This window comes from Streptomyces sp. NBC_01408, from assembly GCF_026340255.1.
In the GTDB taxonomy this organism is placed as follows: domain Bacteria; phylum Actinomycetota; class Actinomycetes; order Streptomycetales; family Streptomycetaceae; genus Streptomyces.
In genome coordinates this window covers 310,785-330,270 of the sequence record NZ_JAPEPJ010000002.1, presented here as the reverse complement: position 1 = coordinate 330,270, position 19,486 = coordinate 310,785, and the positions used below count along the sequence as shown (strand labels likewise).

At 71.0% G+C, this 19,486-nt stretch carries 21 protein-coding genes; 8 read left to right on the top strand and 13 right to left on the bottom strand.

Features of this window, described 5'->3' with window-relative positions:
- Positions 1-29: 29 nt before the first annotated feature.
- Positions 30-623: an NAD(P)H-dependent oxidoreductase gene (locus OG447_RS23900; protein ID WP_266939249.1), complete on the top strand. Its 594-nt coding sequence runs from the start codon at positions 30-32 to the stop codon at positions 621-623.
- Between the two features lie 89 nt (positions 624-712).
- On the opposite strand, the gene OG447_RS23895 is transcribed toward OG447_RS23900, so the two are convergent.
- Together OG447_RS23895 and OG447_RS23890 are read right to left on the bottom strand one after the other, a co-directional pair.
- Entirely contained in the window at positions 713-1,123 is a 411-nt protein-coding gene (locus tag OG447_RS23895) for a hypothetical protein (protein ID WP_266939248.1), read from the bottom strand.
- 175 nt (positions 1,124-1,298) lie between these two features.
- The gene (locus OG447_RS23890; protein ID WP_266939247.1) at positions 1,299-3,539 is read right to left on the bottom strand and encodes an MMPL family transporter; all 2,241 of its coding nucleotides are present in this window, start codon (positions 3,537-3,539) and stop codon (positions 1,299-1,301) included.
- A gap of 377 nt (positions 3,540-3,916) precedes the next feature.
- Between OG447_RS23890 and OG447_RS23885 the strand changes: the two genes are divergently transcribed.
- Positions 3,917-4,144 (top strand): hypothetical protein, encoded by a 228-nt coding sequence (locus OG447_RS23885; protein WP_266939246.1) that lies wholly within the window; start codon positions 3,917-3,919, stop codon positions 4,142-4,144.
- A 58-nt stretch (positions 4,145-4,202) separates the two neighbouring features.
- Here OG447_RS23885 and OG447_RS23880 read toward each other — a convergent pair whose 3' ends face one another.
- A complete protein-coding gene (locus OG447_RS23880; protein ID WP_266939244.1) occupies positions 4,203-4,727 on the bottom strand; it encodes a hypothetical protein in 525 nt (174 codons plus the stop codon).
- A gap of 513 nt (positions 4,728-5,240) precedes the next feature.
- Between OG447_RS23880 and OG447_RS23875 the strand changes: the two genes are divergently transcribed.
- The 3 genes from OG447_RS23875 to OG447_RS23865 all read left to right on the top strand — a co-directional run bounded on the left by OG447_RS23875 (position 5,241) and on the right by OG447_RS23865 (position 7,524).
- Positions 5,241-5,414, top strand: a complete 174-nt coding sequence (locus tag OG447_RS23875) for a hypothetical protein (RefSeq protein WP_266939243.1) — start codon at positions 5,241-5,243, stop codon at positions 5,412-5,414.
- Positions 5,415-5,730: 316 nt separating this feature from the next.
- The gene (locus tag OG447_RS23870; protein ID WP_266939242.1) at positions 5,731-6,921 is read left to right on the top strand and encodes a cytochrome P450; all 1,191 of its coding nucleotides are present in this window, start codon (positions 5,731-5,733) and stop codon (positions 6,919-6,921) included.
- 195 nt (positions 6,922-7,116) lie between these two features.
- A complete protein-coding gene (locus OG447_RS23865; RefSeq protein ID WP_266939240.1) occupies positions 7,117-7,524 on the top strand; it encodes a RidA family protein in 408 nt (135 codons plus the stop codon).
- Between the two features lie 137 nt (positions 7,525-7,661).
- Here OG447_RS23865 and OG447_RS23860 read toward each other — a convergent pair whose 3' ends face one another.
- From OG447_RS23860 to OG447_RS23815, 10 genes are all read right to left on the bottom strand, one after another.
- A complete protein-coding gene (locus tag OG447_RS23860; RefSeq protein WP_266939239.1) occupies positions 7,662-9,152 on the bottom strand; it encodes a cellulase family glycosylhydrolase in 1,491 nt (496 codons plus the stop codon).
- Between the two features lie 138 nt (positions 9,153-9,290).
- Positions 9,291-9,707 carry a hypothetical protein gene (locus tag OG447_RS23855; protein WP_266939238.1) on the bottom strand — a complete coding sequence of 139 codons (417 nt, stop codon included), beginning with the start codon at positions 9,705-9,707 and terminating at the stop codon, positions 9,291-9,293.
- Complete coding sequence (locus OG447_RS23850) at positions 9,707-10,840, bottom strand: molybdopterin-dependent oxidoreductase (protein WP_266939237.1); 1,134 nt, start codon at positions 10,838-10,840, stop codon at positions 9,707-9,709. The genes OG447_RS23855 and OG447_RS23850 overlap by 1 nt, the downstream gene beginning before the upstream one ends.
- Before the next feature lie 87 nt (positions 10,841-10,927).
- On the bottom strand, positions 10,928-12,049 hold the full coding sequence (locus OG447_RS23845; RefSeq protein ID WP_266939236.1) for a sensor histidine kinase KdpD: 1,122 nt from the start codon (positions 12,047-12,049) through the stop codon (positions 10,928-10,930).
- 5 nt (positions 12,050-12,054) lie between these two features.
- On the bottom strand, positions 12,055-12,774 hold the full coding sequence (locus OG447_RS23840; RefSeq protein WP_266939235.1) for a response regulator transcription factor: 720 nt from the start codon (positions 12,772-12,774) through the stop codon (positions 12,055-12,057).
- Positions 12,775-12,884: 110 nt separating this feature from the next.
- A complete protein-coding gene (locus OG447_RS23835) occupies positions 12,885-14,234 on the bottom strand; it encodes a glycosyltransferase family 87 protein (protein WP_266939234.1) in 1,350 nt (449 codons plus the stop codon).
- A complete protein-coding gene (locus tag OG447_RS23830) occupies positions 14,231-14,968 on the bottom strand; it encodes a bifunctional 2-polyprenyl-6-hydroxyphenol methylase/3-demethylubiquinol 3-O-methyltransferase UbiG (RefSeq protein WP_266939233.1) in 738 nt (245 codons plus the stop codon). The genes OG447_RS23835 and OG447_RS23830 overlap by 4 nt, the downstream gene beginning before the upstream one ends.
- Entirely contained in the window at positions 14,965-15,597 is a 633-nt protein-coding gene (locus tag OG447_RS23825; RefSeq protein ID WP_266939232.1) for a DUF2064 domain-containing protein, read from the bottom strand. The genes OG447_RS23830 and OG447_RS23825 overlap by 4 nt, the downstream gene beginning before the upstream one ends.
- Positions 15,594-16,283: a glycosyltransferase family 2 protein gene (locus OG447_RS23820; protein ID WP_266939231.1), complete on the bottom strand. Its 690-nt coding sequence runs from the start codon at positions 16,281-16,283 to the stop codon at positions 15,594-15,596. The genes OG447_RS23825 and OG447_RS23820 overlap by 4 nt, the downstream gene beginning before the upstream one ends.
- Positions 16,284-16,384: 101 nt before the next feature.
- Positions 16,385-17,455: an NAD(P)-dependent oxidoreductase gene (locus OG447_RS23815; RefSeq protein ID WP_266939230.1), complete on the bottom strand. Its 1,071-nt coding sequence runs from the start codon at positions 17,453-17,455 to the stop codon at positions 16,385-16,387.
- A gap of 151 nt (positions 17,456-17,606) precedes the next feature.
- Between OG447_RS23815 and OG447_RS23810 the strand changes: the two genes are divergently transcribed.
- From OG447_RS23810 to OG447_RS23800, 3 genes are all read left to right on the top strand, one after another.
- Positions 17,607-18,146 (top strand): DM13 domain-containing protein, encoded by a 540-nt coding sequence (locus OG447_RS23810; protein WP_266939228.1) that lies wholly within the window; start codon positions 17,607-17,609, stop codon positions 18,144-18,146.
- 180 nt (positions 18,147-18,326) lie between these two features.
- Positions 18,327-18,965 (top strand): DNA alkylation repair protein, encoded by a 639-nt coding sequence (locus OG447_RS23805; protein ID WP_266940118.1) that lies wholly within the window; start codon positions 18,327-18,329, stop codon positions 18,963-18,965.
- 110 nt (positions 18,966-19,075) lie between these two features.
- Positions 19,076-19,435, top strand: coding sequence for a UBP-type zinc finger domain-containing protein (locus OG447_RS23800; RefSeq protein WP_266939227.1), 360 nt, complete (start codon positions 19,076-19,078; stop codon positions 19,433-19,435).
- Positions 19,436-19,486 lie beyond the last annotated feature (51 nt).

Here is a 19,486-nt window from a genome sequence, read left to right as displayed (position 1 = left end):
GACGGCTCTTGTCGACAGGGGGACGGATCATGCGTGTAGGGGTGTATCTCGCACATCCGCGGCCGGGGAGCTTCAACCACGCCGTATTCGATGCGGTCGTGGAGGAACTGTGCGGGCGAGGCTGCCAGGTACTGGCGCACGATCTCCACGCCGAAGGGTTCGATCCGCTGTTGTCCGCCGTTGAGACGGGGACGGTCGAGGCGGCGTCACCGGCCCAGGATCCGCAGCTGGCGCTCCACCGGACGGAGGTGGCGAGCCTTGACGCCCTGGTATTCGTCCACCCGAACTGGTGGGGTATGCCACCCGCCGTCCTCGCCGGCTGGGTGCAGCGCGTGTTCGCACCCGGTGTCGCCTACAAACTGGGCACCGCGGAGGGTGAGCCCGCCGGGCTCCTGAAGGCCGGCAGGGCCCTCGTCCTGAACACCTCCGACACTCCCGCCGATCGCGAGGAGAGCGAGTTCGGCGACCCGCTGCACAGGATCTGGGCGGCATGTGTCCTGCCGTTCACAGGAGTTGCCGACGTACGCCGGGTCGTCTTCCGTACCGTCACCGACTCCGACGACGGGCAACGCGCGGCCTGGCTGAACGAGGCACGCCGGGAGGCCGCCGCGCTGCTCGCCTGAACCAGGCCGTACCGGACGCTGTGCGCGCCGCCACCCTGGCCGGGAACCTGCCCGGTGAAGCCGGAGACGGCTGGCCCACCAGACGAGGATCAGTGTCCAGGACGGCTGCTTCCGGCCCTGCGCGTCCAGGAGGCGATCAAGAGCGAAAGGAGGCCGGTCACCATCAGGCTCCCGATCATGACCATGCCCACGCCGATCACGAAGAGCCCACTCCCATCGTCCGACCAGTCGTACCAGGCGGCAGCGGTCAGCCCGGAGCTGGTGCCGAGCACCGCAGCCACGATGTACTGCCGGGAAGCGGCCCAGTACACCGGTACCAGCAGGGTCAGCACGAGCCCGATCACCTGCCACGCCTCGTAGGGGCCGGTCGTCGAGCCGTCGGGGTGCACGTCACGGTGCTGGTCCCAGCCCAGCCAGGCAGCCCACAGCGCCACCGTCAGGCCGGCCAGCGCCAAGGTCGCCGAGAGGTGGGGAGCGGGCTTCTGCAGTTGATTGCGCATGGCCCCAGTGTTCTCGCTCACCCGAACGCCCGTCAGGGCGCAGGTACTCATCCTCTACCGAGTAGCAACGCCTTGATCGGTCCGGTTCGGTCCGGTTCGGCCGGCGATCGCCACGCGCCCGCGGACCGGCCCGGCTGTTGTCACAGCCGGGCCGGTCCGTCGGGTCGTGTGGTGTTCAGCGGGAGGAGTCCGAGAACTGGGGCTCGCGTTCGCGGCGGGCGGCCGGGGCCGCGGCGTCCAGCTTCGCGCCCTCCACGTCCACTTTCGGCAGGATCCGGTCGAGCCACTCGGGGAGCCACCAGGCCGACTTGCCGAGGAGGGCGAAGAGGGCCGGGACGATGGCCATGCGGACGACGAAGGCGTCGAAGAGGACGGCCGTGGCCAGGGCGAAGCCGATCATCTTGATGAGGTCGTTCTGTTCGGTGATGAAGCCGGAGAAGACGCTGATCATGATGATCGCGGCCGCGCTGACCACGCGCCCGCCGTAGCGGAATCCGGTGATGACGGCCTCGCCGGGCCGCGCGCCGTGGACGTACGCCTCCCGCATCCGGCTGACCAGGAACACCTCGTAGTCCATCGCGAGGCCGAACACCACACCGATCATGAAGATCGGCATCGTACTCATGATGGGTCCGGCCTCCTTGACGCCGAAGACGTCGGCGAGCCAGCCCCACTGGAAGACCGCGACCACGGCTCCGAGGGCCGCGCTGACGGACAGGAGGAAGCCGAGGGCGGCCTTGAGCGGGACGAGGATCGAGCGGAAGACGAGCACCAGGAGGAGGAAGGCGAGGCCCACGACGAGCGCGAGATACGGAACCAGGGCGTCGTCGAGGGTCTTGGAGAAGTCGATGAACATCGCGGTCTGGCCGGTCACGAGGATCTCGTCCGCACCCGTGTCGGACTCGATGGCCGCGACGCGGTCGCGGAGGGAGCGGACCAGTTCCTCGGTCGCGTGGTCCGTGGGCCCGGTGCTCGGGATGAGGTTCAGGATCGCGGTGTCGTTCGTGGTGTTGGGTACGGCAGGTGAGACGGAGGCGACGCCCTCCAACTCGGCCAGCGCCCGACCGGTGGGGCCGGCCGCTGACGCGGCGTCCCTGGCGCTCACCGTGATCATCAGCGGTCCGTTGAAGCCGGGGCCGAAGGACTCCGACAGCATGTCGTACGCCTTGCGCTGGGTGGTCTCGGCGGCCATCGTGCCCTCGCCGGGCAGCCCGAGTTCCAGGCTGGCGGCGGGCAGCGCGACCGCGCCCAGGCCGAGCACGCCGACGAGCAGGACCGCCACCGGATGGCGCATGACGTAACGGGCCCAGCGGGTCCCCAGGTTGGGCTTCATCCGTGCGGCTTCCTTGTCGGCCTTGCGCTGCTGCCGGGCAGTGAGCGCCTTGCCGGTGACTGCCTTGCGGTCGATGCGGCGCAGTACCTTGACCGGTGCGAAGCCGAGGAGCGCGGGTACGAGGGTGATCGCGATGAGGACGGCGACGGCGACCGTACCGGCGGCGGCCATGCCCATCTTGGTGAGCATGGGGATGTTCACCACGGCGAGTCCGGCGAGCGCGATGATGACGGTGAGGCCGGCGAAGACGACGGCCGATCCGGCGGTGCCGACGGCGCGTCCGGCGGCCTCCTGACGCTCGTGGCCCTCGGCGATCTCGGAGCGGTAGCGGGAGATGATGAACAGGGCGTAGTCGATGCCGACGGCGAGGCCGATCATCATGGCCAGCGTGGACGTGGTCGCGGACAGGCCGAGGGTGCTGCCGAGCGCGGTGATCCCGCTGATGCCGACGCCGATGCCGATGAGGGCGGTGAGCAGGGGCATGCCGGCGGCGATCAGCGAGCCGAAGGTGATCAGCAGGACTATGGCCGAGATGAGGATGCCGATGCCCTCGGCGCCGCCCATCGCGGCGTCGATCTTGATGGCGTCACCGCCGGCTTCGACGGTCAGGCCCGTGTCGCGGGCCTTGTCGAAGGCCTGTGTGAGCGCGTCGTGTTCCTTGTCGGTCAGTGCGGTGGCGGCGACCTTGTACGTGACGACCGCGTAGGCGGTGGTGCCGTCCTTGCTGACGGCGCCGGCCGGGTACGGGTCGGTGACGGCGGCCACCTCGGGAGCCTTGGCCAGGTCGGAGACGAGCCCCGAGACGGCTGCCTTGCGTCCGGCGCCGGAGATGCTCTCACCGTTGGGGGTGCGGATGACCACCCGGGCGCTCGCACCGTCGGCGCTCGCGGCGGGGAACTTCTCCTTGAGCAGGTCGAAAGCCTTCTGGGATTCGGTACCCGGCATCGAGAACGTGTCGGCGGGCGGCGGCGGTGCGGTGGAGGCGGCGACGATCACCCCGCCGAGGACCAGCGCCCACAGCAGTGCGATCGAGCCCCGCCGCCGGAAGGCGAGGCGGCCCAGCTTGTAGAGGAAAGTGGCCACGGCGAATCGGGCTCCTGTCGGATCGGTGGTGAACGGGGGACCGCACGGCCGACGGCTCGTGCGGTCGCGAAGCAGTGACAGGTCCGGCAGCTGTGCGGGCTTCGGACCGTGTGGCACCACATTGGCACCATGTTGGCTCCGATGCAACCAGTTGGCGTCATGGTGTGGCGTCTCGTGGCGGATGTCAGCGCCAATGGCTTGGCTGGAGGAGGGGGTGTGCCGCCAGTCGTGGGGGCTGTGCCGACTGCCCCCTGACCCCTCCGTGGGGGCAAATCTCCGCAGCTCATTGGTCTCTTGGGGGAGGCGGGACCGGGTATCGCCACGAGTTGGTTCCGCCCCGGATCGCAGTGGCGCCATCCATGCGCCACAGTGGCGTTATGGGTCTCGCGCTGTATGTCGCCAACCTCGGCGCGCACCGCTGCATCGGAGCCGCTCTCGCAAACCTCCAGACCGAGGTGATCCTCGACCGGCTGCTGCTGCGGCCCGACTCCCTCGCTCTCGCCGTCGGGCGGGACGCCGTCGAACGGGTCGGATCCGCCGGCGAGGGTACCTACCCGGTCGGCTGCCGGATCGCCATGCACACAGGAACGAAGTCGAGCGGCTGATCAGTCGGTTGAAGAACCCGAGCGGTGGCGACACGCTTCGGCAAACGGGGCTGAAGGGTCAGGCGGCGTAGCAGAGCGCCGCGGGGTCGGCCGGGGCCGAGGCGCGGGCCATGGTTGCGGGTACAGGACCGGCGGTGCGGACGAGGGTCGCGGCCTGCGAGCGGTTCCTCGCGAAGACGACGAGGCGCAGCACCGCGAACCGCGCGACACCGGCGAGTGCGGAGGCGGACAGGTAGACGACCTGCTCGAGCACCGCACTGGGCGCCGCCACCAGCTGCTGCAGGACAAGCATCGCCACGCAGGTCACCGCGTACGCGGCCGCCGCGGACCCGGCCGACTGCGCGTGCTGGCGCCGGGTCGCGCGCCCGCCCGCGCCGAACGTGAAGCGGGCGTGGAGCTCGGTGGCGAGGAGAGTGGAGACCGCGGTGATCAGGGCGTTGGCCAGGATCCAGGGAGCCCAGGAGGCGAGGGCCGCCACGGCGAAGCTGGAGGCGAGCCCCACCCCGCCGCCGCAGAGCACGAAGCGGGCGAAGGAGGTGAAGGCGCCGGGCGCCGCCTGCTCCTGGCTCTGTGCTGTCTCCATGATCCACCCCTTTGATGACTCACTCCGCGCGAGGCCCCCTCGACCGGCGAGGTCGAGGGCTGCGCCTTTTGTGACGCCATTCTGGCACATCTATGGCGCCACTGTCGGTCGAATATGGCGCCGCCTGAGTCGGCGATGGTGTCAGGGTGTGGACCAAGTCGCGAATGTGCAGGTCAGCAACCCACTGAAGCTTCGGTGCGCGCCGGGGGCGTTGTCGGTGGAGGCCGCGGTGGGCGCCGACGACGCCCCTGCGGCACGCCGGTGATCTTCTGGGTGACGTCGCAACGCCTGGCTGATCGTGCTCGCCCTGCCGCTGATCGTCCCCATCGACCTCCTGGTGTCCACCGTCCCCGGCCTCGGCTGACCGTTCGATCCGCTCTCACCGTTACCCTCTCGGCCGCCGCCGCGACCGCGCCCCCGGTGGACCGGCTGACCCCGGATCCGGCGTCAAGATGCCGACAGGAATCGCGCCGGACCCTCGCCAAGGCGGGGGCCCGGCGCGATTCTCATGATGTGACCATTGAGTGGCTTCCCGACCGGGGCATCCGCCGGGTGATTCTCGCCCTCGGCGCGGCCGGCCTGACCGTCATCGTCGCCGGCGCCCTCCTCGAGGCCCTTTGGCTGCTCGGCATCGGCGTCTGGGCGGTGATCACAGCGATGATGATCGAGCTCGTCTACCGGCCCTGAGTTCCGATGTCCGGCCGCCCCTCCTCCTCGCCCAGCATCCCGCGGCACCGGCCCGCCGACTCCGCCATGTCCGGGCTGACCTGTTCCAGGAACGCGCCTACCTAGGCCAGTGCGCCCGCCGCCCTCCGGGCGTGCCGCCACTATTGCCTTCGCCTCCATTCATTGCAACGCGCCATTGCATTCGCGCCCAGGGTCATTGCATCAATTTGCCGCTATCCACCTGCGAAAACGCGAATTTATGGATTGCCGTCACCCTGAATGCAACGTAGCGTTCGAGCTGCGTCAAACGCGCACTATCGCGAGATGAGGAATGGTCATGGATGAGTCCCTCCACACTGTTACGTCGTTGCCGACTGAGCGTCCCCGCGGCTGCCCCTTCGACCCGCCGGCAGAGCTGATCGACGCCCGCCGGCACGGCCCCATCAGCCGCTACACCCACCCCGGCGGGAAACCCGGCTGGATGATCACCGGATACGACCTGGTCAGGTCGGTCCTGGCCGACCCGCGGTTCAGCGCGCGCAGGGAGCTCCTGAACGTGGTCGACTTCGAGATCCCTCCGGCGCCGCCCGGCGAGTTCCTCCTCATGGACGATCCCCAGCACAGCCGCTACCGCAAGCCGCTGGTGGGCAAGTTCACCGCACGGCGGATGCGACTGCTCACCGAGCGCATCGAGCAGATCACCACCGACTGCCTGGACGCCATGGAGAAGGCGGGGTCGTCGGCGGACCTGGTCACCGCGTTCGCCAAGCCCATCCCCACCATCATCATCTGTGAGCTGCTGGGCGTGCCGTACGAGGACCGGGACTCCTTCCAGGAACAGATCGACAAGTTCATGAACGGGGAGACGGGCGACGAGGAGCTGATGGCGGCCTACACCGCGACACAGCAGTACCTCGCGCAGCTGGTGGCCGCCAAGCGCGCGAACCCTACCGACGACGTGCTCAGCGAGCTCACCGACAGCGACCTGACCGACGAGGAGCTGCAGGGGATCAGCCTGATCCTGCTGGCGGCCGGATTCGACACCACCGCGAACATGCTGGCCCTCGGGGCCTTCGCGCTGCTGCAGAACCCGGAGCAACTGGCCGCGCTGCGCGCCGATCCGGCGCTCATCGACCAGGCCGTGGAGGAGCTGCTGCGGTATCTGAGCGTCGCCAAATCGTTCATGCGGACGGCGCTGGAGGACGTCGAGGTAGGCGGCCAGACCATCGAGGCCGGCACGACGGTCGTCCTGTCGTACAACACCGCCAACCGCGACCCCGAACGCTACGCCGATCCCCACGCCCTCGACCTCCGCAGGGAGTCCGGCGGGCACCTGGCCTTCGGCCACGGCATCCACCTGTGCCTGGGTGCCCAGCTGGCCCGTGTCGAGATGCGGGTCGCGTTCTCCGCGCTGCTGCGCCGCTTCCCCACGCTGCGCCTGGCGGTACCGGCCGAAGACGTCGCCCTGCGACCGGAGTCCGCGGACATCTACGGGGTGAAGAGCCTCCCGGTCACCTGGGACGCGTGACCGTCGGCCCGATGCCCCGGCGCCAACGGGGTGGTGTCAAGTGGGTCCGTCCCGTCGGGCGAGCCCGTGAGCTGCTTGGTCACCATAAGGTTCCCCAGTCACTGAAAAGTGCGTTCTTCCATGTCAGCGAGCACTCTCCTACGGTTTCTGAGTAACCGCAGGAGAGCGGTTTTGGTAGCAATGGAGGCAGGCAGCATGGCCATCACCCTGGTGAACCCCAACGGATTGCCGGTAATCGACGCCTACCGGCAGGTGTCGGTCGCGACCGGGTCGAAGCTTGTCTTCATCGCCGGTCAGGTCGCCTGGGGCCCCGACGGTGTCACGGTCGGTGAAGGCGACCTCGCTGCTCAGGTCGAGCAGTGCTACCACAACGTCGGCGCCGCCCTGGCCGGGGTCGGTGGCTCCTTCGACGACGTGGCGAAGGTGACGGTCTACGTCGTCGACTGGACCCCCGACAAGATGCCCTCGCTGATGGAGGGGCTCGGCCGGGCGGTCGCGAAGCAGGGGATCACCGGCGCACCGCCGGCCTCGCTGATCGGCGTCGCGGCACTGGACGTTCCCGAGCACCTGGTCGAGGTCGAAGTCACCGCTGTCCTCGACTGATCCGGCGCGGCTCGTCACGGGTCCCGCTGCCGTGGACCGCGCCGTCGCCGCGGGGAGTGAATGTGCGGTCCCTCCCGCCGTCCGGGCGGGAGGGACCGGCGTGGGCCGGGATCTGACCGGCCCGCTTCTGCCGGCTGTCAGCCGGTCGGGAAGCTGTCGGCGGTGCGGATCCGGTCGCGGACCCAGACGCCGGCCGGCTTCAGGGAGGCGGTTCCGGTCCAGGGGCCGTTGCTGTTGCAGGTGCCGTCCTTGAAGACGGCACCGGAGCGGAAGTCGTCGGAGAAGTTCCAGTTGGTCCAGCTGATCTTCTTGGCGGCCATCAGGTCCAGGTACTTCTGCGACATGGTGAAGTCGTCGGCGCCCTCGCCCGCGTAGTTCTGGGTGCCGAACTCGGTGACGAACATCGGGATCCGGTCGGCTGCCCGGGAGAGGGCGTTCAGGTACTCGTCGCCGTGCGACGCGGCGTAGAAGTGGAAGGTGTACATGATGTTGGAGGCGTTGACCTGGTTGTTGACGGTCTCCGACTCGTCGGCGCCGTCCGAGACGCCCAGGGACGACCAGGCGCGGGTGCCGACCAGCACCGGGGCGTTGGAGTCGATGCCGCGGATCACCGGGATGATCTGCTCGGCGTAGGACTTCACCTTGGCCCAGCTGACACCGCTGGGCTCGTTGGCGATCTCGTAGAAGACGTTGCTCTTGTCCTTGTGCCGGTTCGCGATCGCCTTGAAGAAGGTCTTGGCGTTCGCCAGATTGGCGTTCGGGTCGCCCGGGTCGAGCATGTGCCAGTCGACGATCACGTACATGCCGCGGGCGGTGGCCTGCTCGATCAGCGAGTGGGCAAGGTCGGTGAACTTCTGCGGGTCGGTCTCCCAGCCGTCCTCCTGGACGTACGTGGAGACGCGCAGCACGTCGGCGTTCCAGTCCTTGGCGAGGGCGTCGAGCGAGCCGCTGGTGAGGCACTGCGCGTACCACTGGGTGCCGTGGGTGCTCATGCCGCGGAGCTGGACGGGCTTGCCGTACTGGTTGCAGAGCTTGGTTCCGCAGACGGTGAGCTGGCCGTTGATTCCGACCGGGGTGGTGCCCGGCTGGGGCGGGGTGGTGCCGGCGTCGACCAGCAGGTGGTCGACGTTGGGCCCGCCGCCGGCGGTGGTCGCGGTGGCCCGGATGGTGTTGGTGCCCGCCCTGAGGGCGGCCGTCAGGGCGGTGGTGGCCCAGGAGGTCCAGGCGCCGGTGCCGTTGAAGGCCTTGCCGGTGGCGACCGCCGTGCCGTTGACCGTGATGGTCATGGGGCGGTTGGCGGTGGTGCCGTTGGCGTACCGGAGGGTGAGTCCGGCGTTGCCGGCCTGGGCGGCGTTCACCGTCCACTCGACGTAACTTCCGGTCGTGTTGTCGTAGTTGACGAAGCCACTGCCCGTGAAGCCGGCGTGGTTGGACTCGGTCAGGCCTTGTGAGGCACGCGCGTTCTCGGCCTCGTGGGTGACGGCGGCGGCCGGAGCAGCGGAGCCGGCGGCGTCGGCGGAGTCGGTGGGGGCCGCGATGCCGGGGGCGCCGGCCAGGCCGACGAGCAGGCTGCCGGTGAGGGTTCCGGCGGCGACGAGCGCGCGCAGCCGGAGGCGTGGGGGTCTCAAGATGTCTCCATCCCGTTGACGATCCTGCGATCATAAGGAAAGTTTCCTAACGGTATGAATGGAATAGCAGCGTCCAGGGGGCTGCCACAAGACCCGTGCACCTAATCCACGTATACGGAAGGCCAGTTGACTCGGTGATCAGGTCCGGCTCTTCGTCCAGGACCCCTCTCGGGCCCGGAACCGCGCCTGCAACCACCGGACGAGGTGCAGCGCGGCGGCCAGTGCGGCCACCGCAACGAGGGCCAGAGCCCAGTTGCGCGGGTAGTCCAGCGGCAGTACGGACGGGTTGTTCGGTGTGCCCGGGCGCAGGAGCACGGGCAGTGCGACCACGGTCAGCGCACCGGCGACGATCAGCGCACCGCGTACCGTCCTGCTCGCGCGCAGGGCCGTGAGGAGCAGGCCGGCGGCCAGGACCAGCGGGGCGACGACCCCGTCGTGCAGGGCGACGGCACCGGCCAGCCAGATCGCCACGTCGACGTACTGCCCACCGTCGGACAGGAGCACCACGCCGTAGCCCAGGAGGAGGACGCCCAGGGCGCCGACAGCCGTTCGCATCACAGGACCTCCAGCCGATGGACCCACTTGGTCTGCAGTACGCCGGGCCGGTTGGGCGCGATGATCCGTGCGGGGAAGCCGTGATCCGGCGACAGCACCTCGCCGCCCAGCCGCAGGGCGAGAAGGGTGAGCTCGTCCCGGGCGTAGGTGCGGCCCATCTCCGATACCGCGTACCCGCCCTCCCGCTCCATGGAGACCACCCGCAGCCGGGCACCGGCAGGAGCCCCCGCCCGGTCGAGCAGATCCCGGATCCGCACACCGCTCCAGTGCGCGGACTTGCTCCAGCCCTCCACGCACGCGATCGCGAGCGTCGCGTCGTACTGCGGCATGCCTCGGAGTTCGTCGAGGGTCAGTTCGTACGGACGGGGCCCTGCAACGGTCAGCCGCCAGTCCACGACGGACACCGAGGCGACCCCGGCCGCGGCGGCCGTCCGGTTCACCGGAAGGCCCTGCTGTCCGTGGTCGGGGTGCCTGGGGGCCAGCAGGTCGAACCGTCCCAGCGGGGTGAAGGACTGGCCGGCCGTCGCCACGGTGACGGCGCCGACCGCGGCGGCGACTCCCGTGAGCAGAGCCCGCCGGTCAGGTCCGTCCTCGGCCGGCAGTGCGAGCGTGCCGGCCGACCTCCGGCTCCAATGGGTCCTGATCTCCGGCGCTTTGACAGCGATGTGCAGCAGGAGGGCGCCGGCGAACACCCAGGCCAGGGCGTAGTGCACCGGGACGAAGGAGAAGGGCCACGGATACCACTGCACGGTGTTGAGCAGTCCGGTGAACACCTCCAGGACGGCCGAGGCGACGAGCAGGGCCACCGACAGCCGTTCCAGGGCATGGCGTACCGAACGCACGGCGGGCCACTCGAACAGCCGCGGATAGACCGTCCACAACTTCGCCAGCAGCAGCGGAACGGCGGCGATGCCGCTCGCCACGTGGAGTCCCTGGGTCAGCCGGTAGCCCCACGAGGGACGGCTGGGCAGGGATCCGGCGAGCCAGCCGGGAGGATGCTGAAGGTAGTGGCTGACCACGCCGGTGACGAAGCACACCGCGACAGCCGCGGCCAGCCAGCGGCCGATCGACGTCGCCGTGCGGGCGTCGTGGAGCCGTCCGGAGAACCTCGGTGGAAGGACACGCAGTTTCATGAGCCCATGACACCCGCCGGGGAGCCTTCGCGGGGACCTGAGCGCCTTACGAATCCCTGACGGCATCCCGGGGAGGTGTACTGCTGGTCAGGCGCCGGCCCTGGGAAGGGTCACCTCGAAGCGGCATCCGTCGGCCACGTTGCGTACGCTGGCGCGGCCCGCGTGCGCCTCGACGATGCCCCGTACGATCGCCAGGCCCAGGCCCGCCCCGCCCGGGGGCGTGCGCGCCTCGGTACCGCGCCAGCCGGTGTCGAACACCCGGGGCAGATCCTGCTCGCGGATGCCGCCGCAGCCGTCGGTCACCGAGACCACCACCGTGTCGTCCGCACCGGATTCCGCCGTGATCGCGACCGTTCCGTCGGCCGGCGTCCGGTGCAGTGCGTTGGTCAGCAGGTTGCACAGGACCCGCGTCATCTCCTTGCCGTCTACCTCGATCGGCACCGGCGCGACCTGCTCCCCGACGAGCCGGACCCCGAGCTCCCTGGCGAGCGCGTCGACGCCGGCCAACGCGTCGTCCACCAGGTCGTACGTCGAGATCCGGGTCCGTGTCAGCGACAGCGCCCCGGCATGGATGCGGGAGAGTTCGAAGAGGTCGTCGACCATGGTGTTCAGCCGCTCCGCCTCCGTCCGGATCTGGCCGAAGTACCGCTCGGGGTCGGTGGCCACACCGTCCTCGAGCGCCTCCGCCATCGCCCGTACGCCGGCCAGCGGGGTCCGCAGGTCGTGGGAGATCCACGCCACGAGTTCCCGCCGCGAGGTCTCCAGCGCCCGCTCGCGCTCGCGGGATTCGTTCAGCTTGGCGCTGGTGGCGGCCAGTTCCCTGCTCAGAGCTTCCAGTTCCGCGGTCCCGGCCGCGTCCGGCGCGGCGAAGGAGCCGCCCTCGCCGAAGGAACGCGCCGCCAGGGTCAGCGCCGCGCTGCGTGCGACCACCCATCGACCCAGTACGACGGCCACCGCGAAGGAGACGACGGCCGCCATGGCGACGACCGTGGTGACCACGGTCAGGTCGTGCCGTGAGAGGAACATCGCCCAGGCGACGGTGAGCGTCCCGGCGAGCATCGTCAGCACCGAGACGGCCGCGACGACCGCCAGCGACACCGCCGTCGACCGGTGCCGTACGGCACGCAGGACCACGGCCCCGAGCGCACCGGCCGCCGCCGCCCCACCCAGGGCGTACAGGGCGATGAGCAGAATGTCCCGCTCCGGCATCGTGGTCAGTCCTTCTCTTCGGAGGAGTCGAAGCGGTAACCCACACCCCAGACGGTCTGGATCAGTCTGGGGCTCGCCGGGTCCTCCTCGATCTTGGTTCGAAGCCGTCGCGTGTGGACGGTCACGGTCGAGAGGTCGCCGAACCCCCAGCCCCACACCTCTTGCAGGAGCTGCTCCCGGCTCACGGCCCGGCCCGGATTGCGCATGAAGTACACGAGGAGGTCGAACTCCCGCAGGGTCAGGGCGAGGTCGTCCCCTCCCTTGACCGCTCGGCGAGCGGCCGGGTCGACCACCAGGTCCGCGGCCCTCAGGAGGGTGCCGGCCCCGGGGGCGGCGGCCGCGACGGCGGTACGGCGGCGCAGTACGGCCTCCACCCGCAGCACGAGTTCGCGCGGGCTGAAGGGCTTGGTGACGTAGTCGTCGGCGCCCACCTCCAGGCCGAGTACGCGGTCTTCCTCCTCGCCTCGCGCCGTGAGCATGATGACGGCGGTCGCCGGTGAACTCCGGCGCAGGGCGCGGCACACGTCGATGCCGTCCATTCCGGGGAGCATCAGGTCCAGGACGACGAGATCGGGGTGCCCGTTCGCGGCGAACACCAGGGCCTCGTGTCCGTCGGCGGCGTTGTCGACGAGGAAACCGGCGTGCTTGAGGTAGCCGGTGACGACTTCGGTGACCGTCGGGTCGTCATCGACGACGAGGATCCGACGCGGTGCTTCAGGGTGCATGCCGCCAGCCTCGCACGACGCTCCGGGTGCATCACGACCGGTCTCCGGTCCACCGGCACGGAACGGACCGCCCCCGCGGGGGAGCCCGCGCCCCGGCCGGCGTAAGCGGATCAGGGCGAGGCCGGGGCGTGCCGTCTGCGCAAGGCCCATCCGCCCACGACGGCCCCGGCGGCCAGCGCGTAGGCGACCGTACCCGTCGCATCGCCCAGCGCCCGCCCGGTGACGTACGCGGCCGCGCCGGCGACGGCGACACCGAGCCATTCCCACCGGCCGTCGAGGGCGACGAGGGCGATCAGCAGGAGGGCGTACCAGGAGTATCCGGGCGTCATCAGGAGGAATGCGGTTCCGGTGACCAACAGGGCTCCGCTCCAAGGGCGTTGGGGATCGCCCCGGCGCAGTACGTACCCGACCACCACGAACATGACGGCCACGACCGCCGGCAGCGCCCACGCGTCGGGCAGCAGCAGCCGCAGCAAGGCGTACCGGCCGCGCGCCGAGGCGTCGTCGTACCCCTCCTCCTCGGCGTAGCCGCCGAGGTAGCCGAACACGGAGGCGTTCGAGCCGAGGGCGTACGGCAGGTAGAGCAGGCAGACGGCCGCGGCGGCCGGCAGCAGTACGGCGACCGCGTCACGGACCCGCCGTACACCGGACAGGGCGCCCGGCAGCAGGACGGCGGGCAGCAGCTTGGCCGCTATGGCCAGGCCGAACAGCACGCCGCCCGTCACCCGGCGCCCCGCGACGACTCCGAGCGCGGCGACGGACAACAGCACGGCGAGGACGTCGACATGGGCGTTGTTCACCGCCTCGATCGGTACGGCCGGGCACCATGCCCAGTAGGCCGCATGACGGGGATCACCGCGCCGCCGCAGGACCAGCAGCAGAACCCCGGCCGTGGCCACGGACAGCAGGGCCGCGCCGCTCTGCAGCGCCTTGTGCCGGGTGTCCGGCGGAGAGAGCGCGTGGACGAGGAGGAAGTAGCCCTCCGCGACGGGCGGGTAGATGGTGTGCACCTGCGGGCGGTTGATCCGGGTGCACGTCCCGCCCGCGACCGGTGCCCGGTCCGGCCCCTCGCAGGCGGCGCCCTGCGGGAAGAGCCAGTCGTCGCGCAGGCTGCTGAGCGCGGGGTCCGCCGGGGGATGGTCGTACGGGGAGATCCCCGAGGCCTGCACCCGGCCGTCCCAGGCGTAGCGGAAGGAGTCGGTGCTCGTACGGGGAGCCGCGACCAGCCCGGTGGCGGCGACCACCACCGCGCCCGCGAGCACCAGCGGGGCGACGTACCGGGCGGGCACCTTGCGCAGGGACCAGGCCGCCGCGGCGAACAGGGCCCACGAGGCCGCGTACCACCAGGACAGCCCCGCCGGGTCCGCGAAGTAGCCGTCGTCCTTGCGCACGGTCAGCACGAGCGAGGCGGACAGGGCCGTCAGGAGCAGGACGGTGCTTACGGTACGAGCCCTCTTCACGTCGACACCGGCATCGGCACCGCACGGACCGGCGTCCGCGGCCGAGGCCGCCGCGCCAGCTCCACGAAGACCCGGCCGCCGGCCGACCACTGCTCCCGGCGGGCCCATCCGGCGGCTTCGGCGTGCCGGTACAGCGCCGCGGCGCCGACCCGGGCCCAGGCGAACGGGGCGCCCGTCCTGCCCCTGCCGTCGTCGATCCGGACCTCGCAGCGGTCGTCCACATCGACCTCCAGGCATTCGGCGATGACGCTCCCGCCGGAGCAGGTCACTTCCGCCAGACGCTTCAGCAGGGCCGTGGGGTCCCCGCCGATGCCTATGTTGCCGTCGATGAGCAGGACCGTGTTCCAACGGCCTTCTCCCGGCAGGCGGTCGAACACCGACCGGCACAGGGCGAGCCCGCCCAGCCGTTCGGCACGCGCCACCGCCTCCGGGCTCACGTCGATGCCCAGCGCCCGGTGGCCCCGCGCCGCGAGGGCGGCGACCAGCCGGCCGGGCCCGCATCCGACGTCCAGGACGGAGTCCCCGCAGCGCGCGAGCACGCTCAGGTCCGCGGCATCCGGGGCGGCGCACCAGCGTTCCACGTCGAGCGGCAGCAGCCAGCCGTCCACGCGGCGCAGGAAGAGTGGCCCGCGGCCGTCGCGCAGCGCTTCGTCGTACGGATTCTCCCGCCAGGCGGCGGGCGCCCGCGGGGCGGTGGTGGCGGTCGCCGCGGCCCACGCCCGGCCGGCCCTCACGCGTGGACCGCCGTGCCGGACGGGGTGGTCAACCGCGTGTGCAACGCGTGGAAGCGCCCGGCGGGGGCCGCGGCGGCCACCAGCAGCGCGTCCTGGGCGGTGTCCACATCGCGCAGGACGGGCAGCCGTCCGATCCGCAGCCCCGCCCCCTCGAGGCGCGCGTACTGGGCGGCGCCCGTCTCGGGCACCGACATCGGGACCCCGCGCAGCAGCGCGGGATCCGGCTCCGCGAGCCCCAGCGCCCAGAAGCCCCCGTCGACCGCGGGCCCGAACCAGGCGTCGTACGCCGCCCAGTCCGCCCGGCCCAGCAGAGCGGGGGTGACCTGCGGGGTGTCCATGCCGATCAGCAGGGCCGGTCCGGTGCACGCGGAGAAGGCCGCGGCGAGCCGTTCGTCGAGGCCGCCGGCGCACTGCGGGACGACCTCGAAGCCGGGGGGCAGCCATGGTCCGGGGCGGCCCTCCAGGACCAGGACCCGCCGTTCGGCCGGGGTGGCGGCGACCGCCGCCAAGGTGTCGGCGAGCGCGGCTTCCGCCAGGGCGGCCGCCTCGGCCGGGGTGAACGGAGGGGTGAGGCGTGTCTTCACCCGGCCCGGCACCGGCTCCTTCGCGATCACCATCAGCGTCGTCACACCCGGCCTCCCGTCACGACCGCCGAACCGGCGGAGGGCTCGGCGAGCACGCGGCCCATGTCGCGCACCGCCTGCCAGGTGCCCCGCCAGGTGCCGGTCACCTTGGACTTCCCGGCCCGGGGCAGATAGGGCACGTCGACCTCCTGTACCCGCCAGCCGGCATCGGCCGCGCGGACCACCATCTGGAGCGGATAGCCACTGCGCCGATCGGTCAGCCCGAGGCCGAGCAGCGCCTCGCGCCGTGCCGCCCGCATCGGGCCCAGGTCGTGCAGACGCAGACCGGTGCGGCGGCGCAGCATGCGGGACACCGCCAGATTTCCCGCGCGTGCGTGGACCGGCCAGGCGCCCCGCCCCTGGGGTCGGCGCCGCCCCAGGACGAGGTCCGCGCCGCCGTCCGACACGGTCGCCGCGAAACCCGCCAGCAGACCGGGGTCGAGCGAGGCGTCGCAGTCGCAGAAGCAGACGATGTCCGCCGTGGCGGCGAGCAGCCCGGCGTGGCAGGCCGCGCCGAACCCGCGGCGGGATTCGCGTACCACGGTGGCTCCGAGTTCGGTCGCGATGGCGGCGGATCCGTCGGTGGACCCGTTGTCGACCACGAGGGCACGCCAGCCGGCAGGGACGCGGGCGAGTACCCAGGGCAGGGCCTCGGCCTCGTTCAGACAGGGAAGTACGAGATCTACGGTCACGCGTTCCAGCGTATGAATTCCACACGGACATAGGGGACAACGACTCCTTACGGAACGCGGACATCACCCTCGGCGGCCCCTGGTGCTGTGACCGGACAGCACTACCGGTGCTGCGGGGCGGCGGCCGACGCGCGCTGGTCCGCCCGCGCGAACTCGGCCATTCCCTCGGCGAAGCCGACCTGCGGAAGCCACCCCAGCTCGCTGCGCAGCCGTGCGGAATCGGCGGTGATGTGCCGTACGTCGCCGAGCCGGAACTCACCGGTCACCACAGGTGCGGGGCCGCCGTGCGCCGCCGCGAGCGCGCCGGCCATCTCCCCGATGGTGTGCGGTTCGCCGCTGCCCGTGTTGTACGCGACGAACGACCCCGCCGCACGGTCACCCACCGCCTCCAGAGCCACGGCGTTGGCCGCCGCCACATCCCGTACGTGGACGAAGTCCCGCCGCTGGGCCCCGTCCTCGAAGACCCGCGGTGCCTCGCCCCGGGCCAGCGCGGACCGGAAGAAGGACGCCACCCCCGCGTACGGGGTGTCCTTCGGCATGCCCGGCCCGTACACGTTGTGGTAGCGCAGCGACACCGCCCGCCCGTCCGTGGACCGCGCCCACGCGGCGGCCAGGTGCTCCTGCGCCAGCTTGGTCGTCGCGTACACATTGCGCGGATCCACCGGGGCGTGCTCGTCCACCAGACCCGGGACGAGCTCCGACCCGCAGCCGGGGCAGCGCGGTTCGAACCGCCGCGCCTCCAGATCGGCGGCCTCGCGCGGACCGGGCCGCACGAGCCCGTCCCGCGGGCACTCGTAGCGCCCCTCCCCGTACACGACCATCGACCCCGCGAGCACCAGGCGGCGTACCCCCGACTCCGCCATTGCCGCCAGCAGCACTGCGGTGCCGAGGTCGTTGCAGCTGACGTACGCGGGCGCGTCCGCGAAGTCCTTCCCCAGTCCGACCATCGCCGCCTGATGGCACACGGTGTCGACCCCGCGCAGAGCCGCCCGTACCTCCTGCGCGTCCCGGACGTCCCCGATGAGCAGTTCGGCGTCCGGAAGGACCGGAGCCACCGCATGGGCCGCGGGCAGCAACGCGTCCAGGACCACTGGCTCGTGCCCGCGTTCGATCAGTGACGTGACGATGTGCGCGCCGATGAAGCCCGCGCCTCCTGTGACAAGTACTCGCATGCCGTGGACGCTACGGAACTCCGCAGGTGCGCGGCCGGTTCCACGCGCCGACGTAAGGGTTTCGTCATCGGTGGAATGTGGCGCCCGCTGCCGTGCACCGCGTTGAATGCGTGTGACGGATCCGAGAGGGAGAGGCACGGCAGTGGGAAACATGAGGCGTCGAGGCCGGTTGCTGGTCGGAGCGGTGATCGCGGGCACGCTGGTGCTGGGCGCGGGGCTGTACTGGTTCCAGCCGTGGAAGCTGTGGCAGAGCGAGACCGTGAGCGAGTCGCTGCCCGCGGCGGCTGCACCGAAGGCCCCGGCCGGGTCGGGCGGGGGTTCCGCCGCACCGGCCGGTCCGCAGACGGTCTCTTCGGGCGAGCTGATCAGCCACGAGCACGCGACGACCGGAACGGTGAAGGTCATCAGGCTGGCCGACGGCTCCCACACGCTGCGCCTGGAGAACCTCGACACCAGCAACGGCCCGGACCTGCGGGTGCTGCTGAGCGATGCCCCGGTCAAGGAGGGCGTGGCCGGCTGGCGCGTCTTCGACGACGGCAAGTACGTCACCCTGGGCAAGCTCAAGGGCAACAAGGGCGATCAGAACTACGAGCTGCCGCCCGGTGTCGACCTGACCCAGTACACGAGCGTGAGCATCTGGTGCGACCGTTTCGACGTCTCGTTCGGAGCCGCGGCCCTCGCGAAGGCGTGAACCGCGGCCCGGGCCGAGCGCTCGGGCCGGGCTCATCGGCCGGAACAGGATCGGCCTGGATGCGGCCTGCAGCGTCTGAGACAGGAGGCCGGATTCCGTCGTAGGCTGAAGCTCGCACGTGGTGGACAGGAGGCTGAGGTGGCCGAGACGGTGGTGCCCCAGACCGGGGTGGCCGAGGTGATGGCCGAGCTGGCCGGGCTCGAGGACCCGAAGGCACGCGAGGTGAACGAGAGACACGGTGACGACCACGGTGTGAACCTCGGCAAACTGCGGGCGATCGCGAAGCGGCTGAAGACCCAGCAGGAACTCGCGTGCCGGCTCTGGGAGACGGACGACACCGCCGCGAGACTGCTGGCGATCCTGATCTGCCGCCCGAAGGCGTTCGGGCGTGACGAGCTGGACGCCATGCTGCGCGAGGCGCGCACACCCAAGGTGCACGACTGGCTCGTGAACTACGTGGTGAAGAAGAACCCGCACGCCGAAGAGCTGCGCCTGGCCTGGTCCGCCGATCCGGATCCGGTGGTCGCGAGCGCCGGCTGGGCACTGACCACCGAACGCGTGGCGAAGCAGCCCGAGGGCCTCGACCTCGCAGGACTGCTCGACGTCATCGAGGCGGAGATGAAGGACGCCCCGGATCGCTTGCAGTGGGCGATGAACCACTGCCTGGCCCAGATCGGGATCGAGCACGCCGAGTACCGCACCCGTGCGATCGGCATCGGTGAGCGCCTGGAGGTGCTCAAGGACTACCCGACCTCCCCGGGCTGCACCTCTCCGTTCGCGCCCGTCTGGATCAACGAGATGGTGCGCCGACAGTCCTGATCCGCGCCGGTTACGCTGGAGCAGGGGTCCGGCCCCGCGACTTCGGCTCCGAGCGCCGGAACGCCGTCGGAAGCGGCATCCGGGGGAGGCCTCGCAGGAAGGCGCAGCGCATGGCTCACGAGCGGATCCCGGGTATTGATCTCACCGCGCGGCCGAGTGGGGACGGGTGCGTGGAGTGCCTGGCGGGCGATGGTCCGGGGTGGTGGTTCCACCTGCGGCGCTGCGCGGCGTGCGGGCACATCGGATGCTGTGACTCCTCTCCCTCGCGGCACGGCACGAAGCACGCCCGGGCGGCCGGGCACGCCTTCCTGACGAGCTTCGAGCCGGGAGAGTCCTGGTTCTGGAACATCGAGACCGAGCAGTACTACGAGGGCCCGCTCCTGACACCGCCCACCTCGCACCCGGCCTCGCAGCCGACGCCGGGGCCGCTGGGCAAGGTCCCGGCGGACTGGCAACTGCACCTGCGCTGACCTGGCCGGGGGATTCCGGGACCGGTGGGGGCCGCCGCCCCGTTTGACACG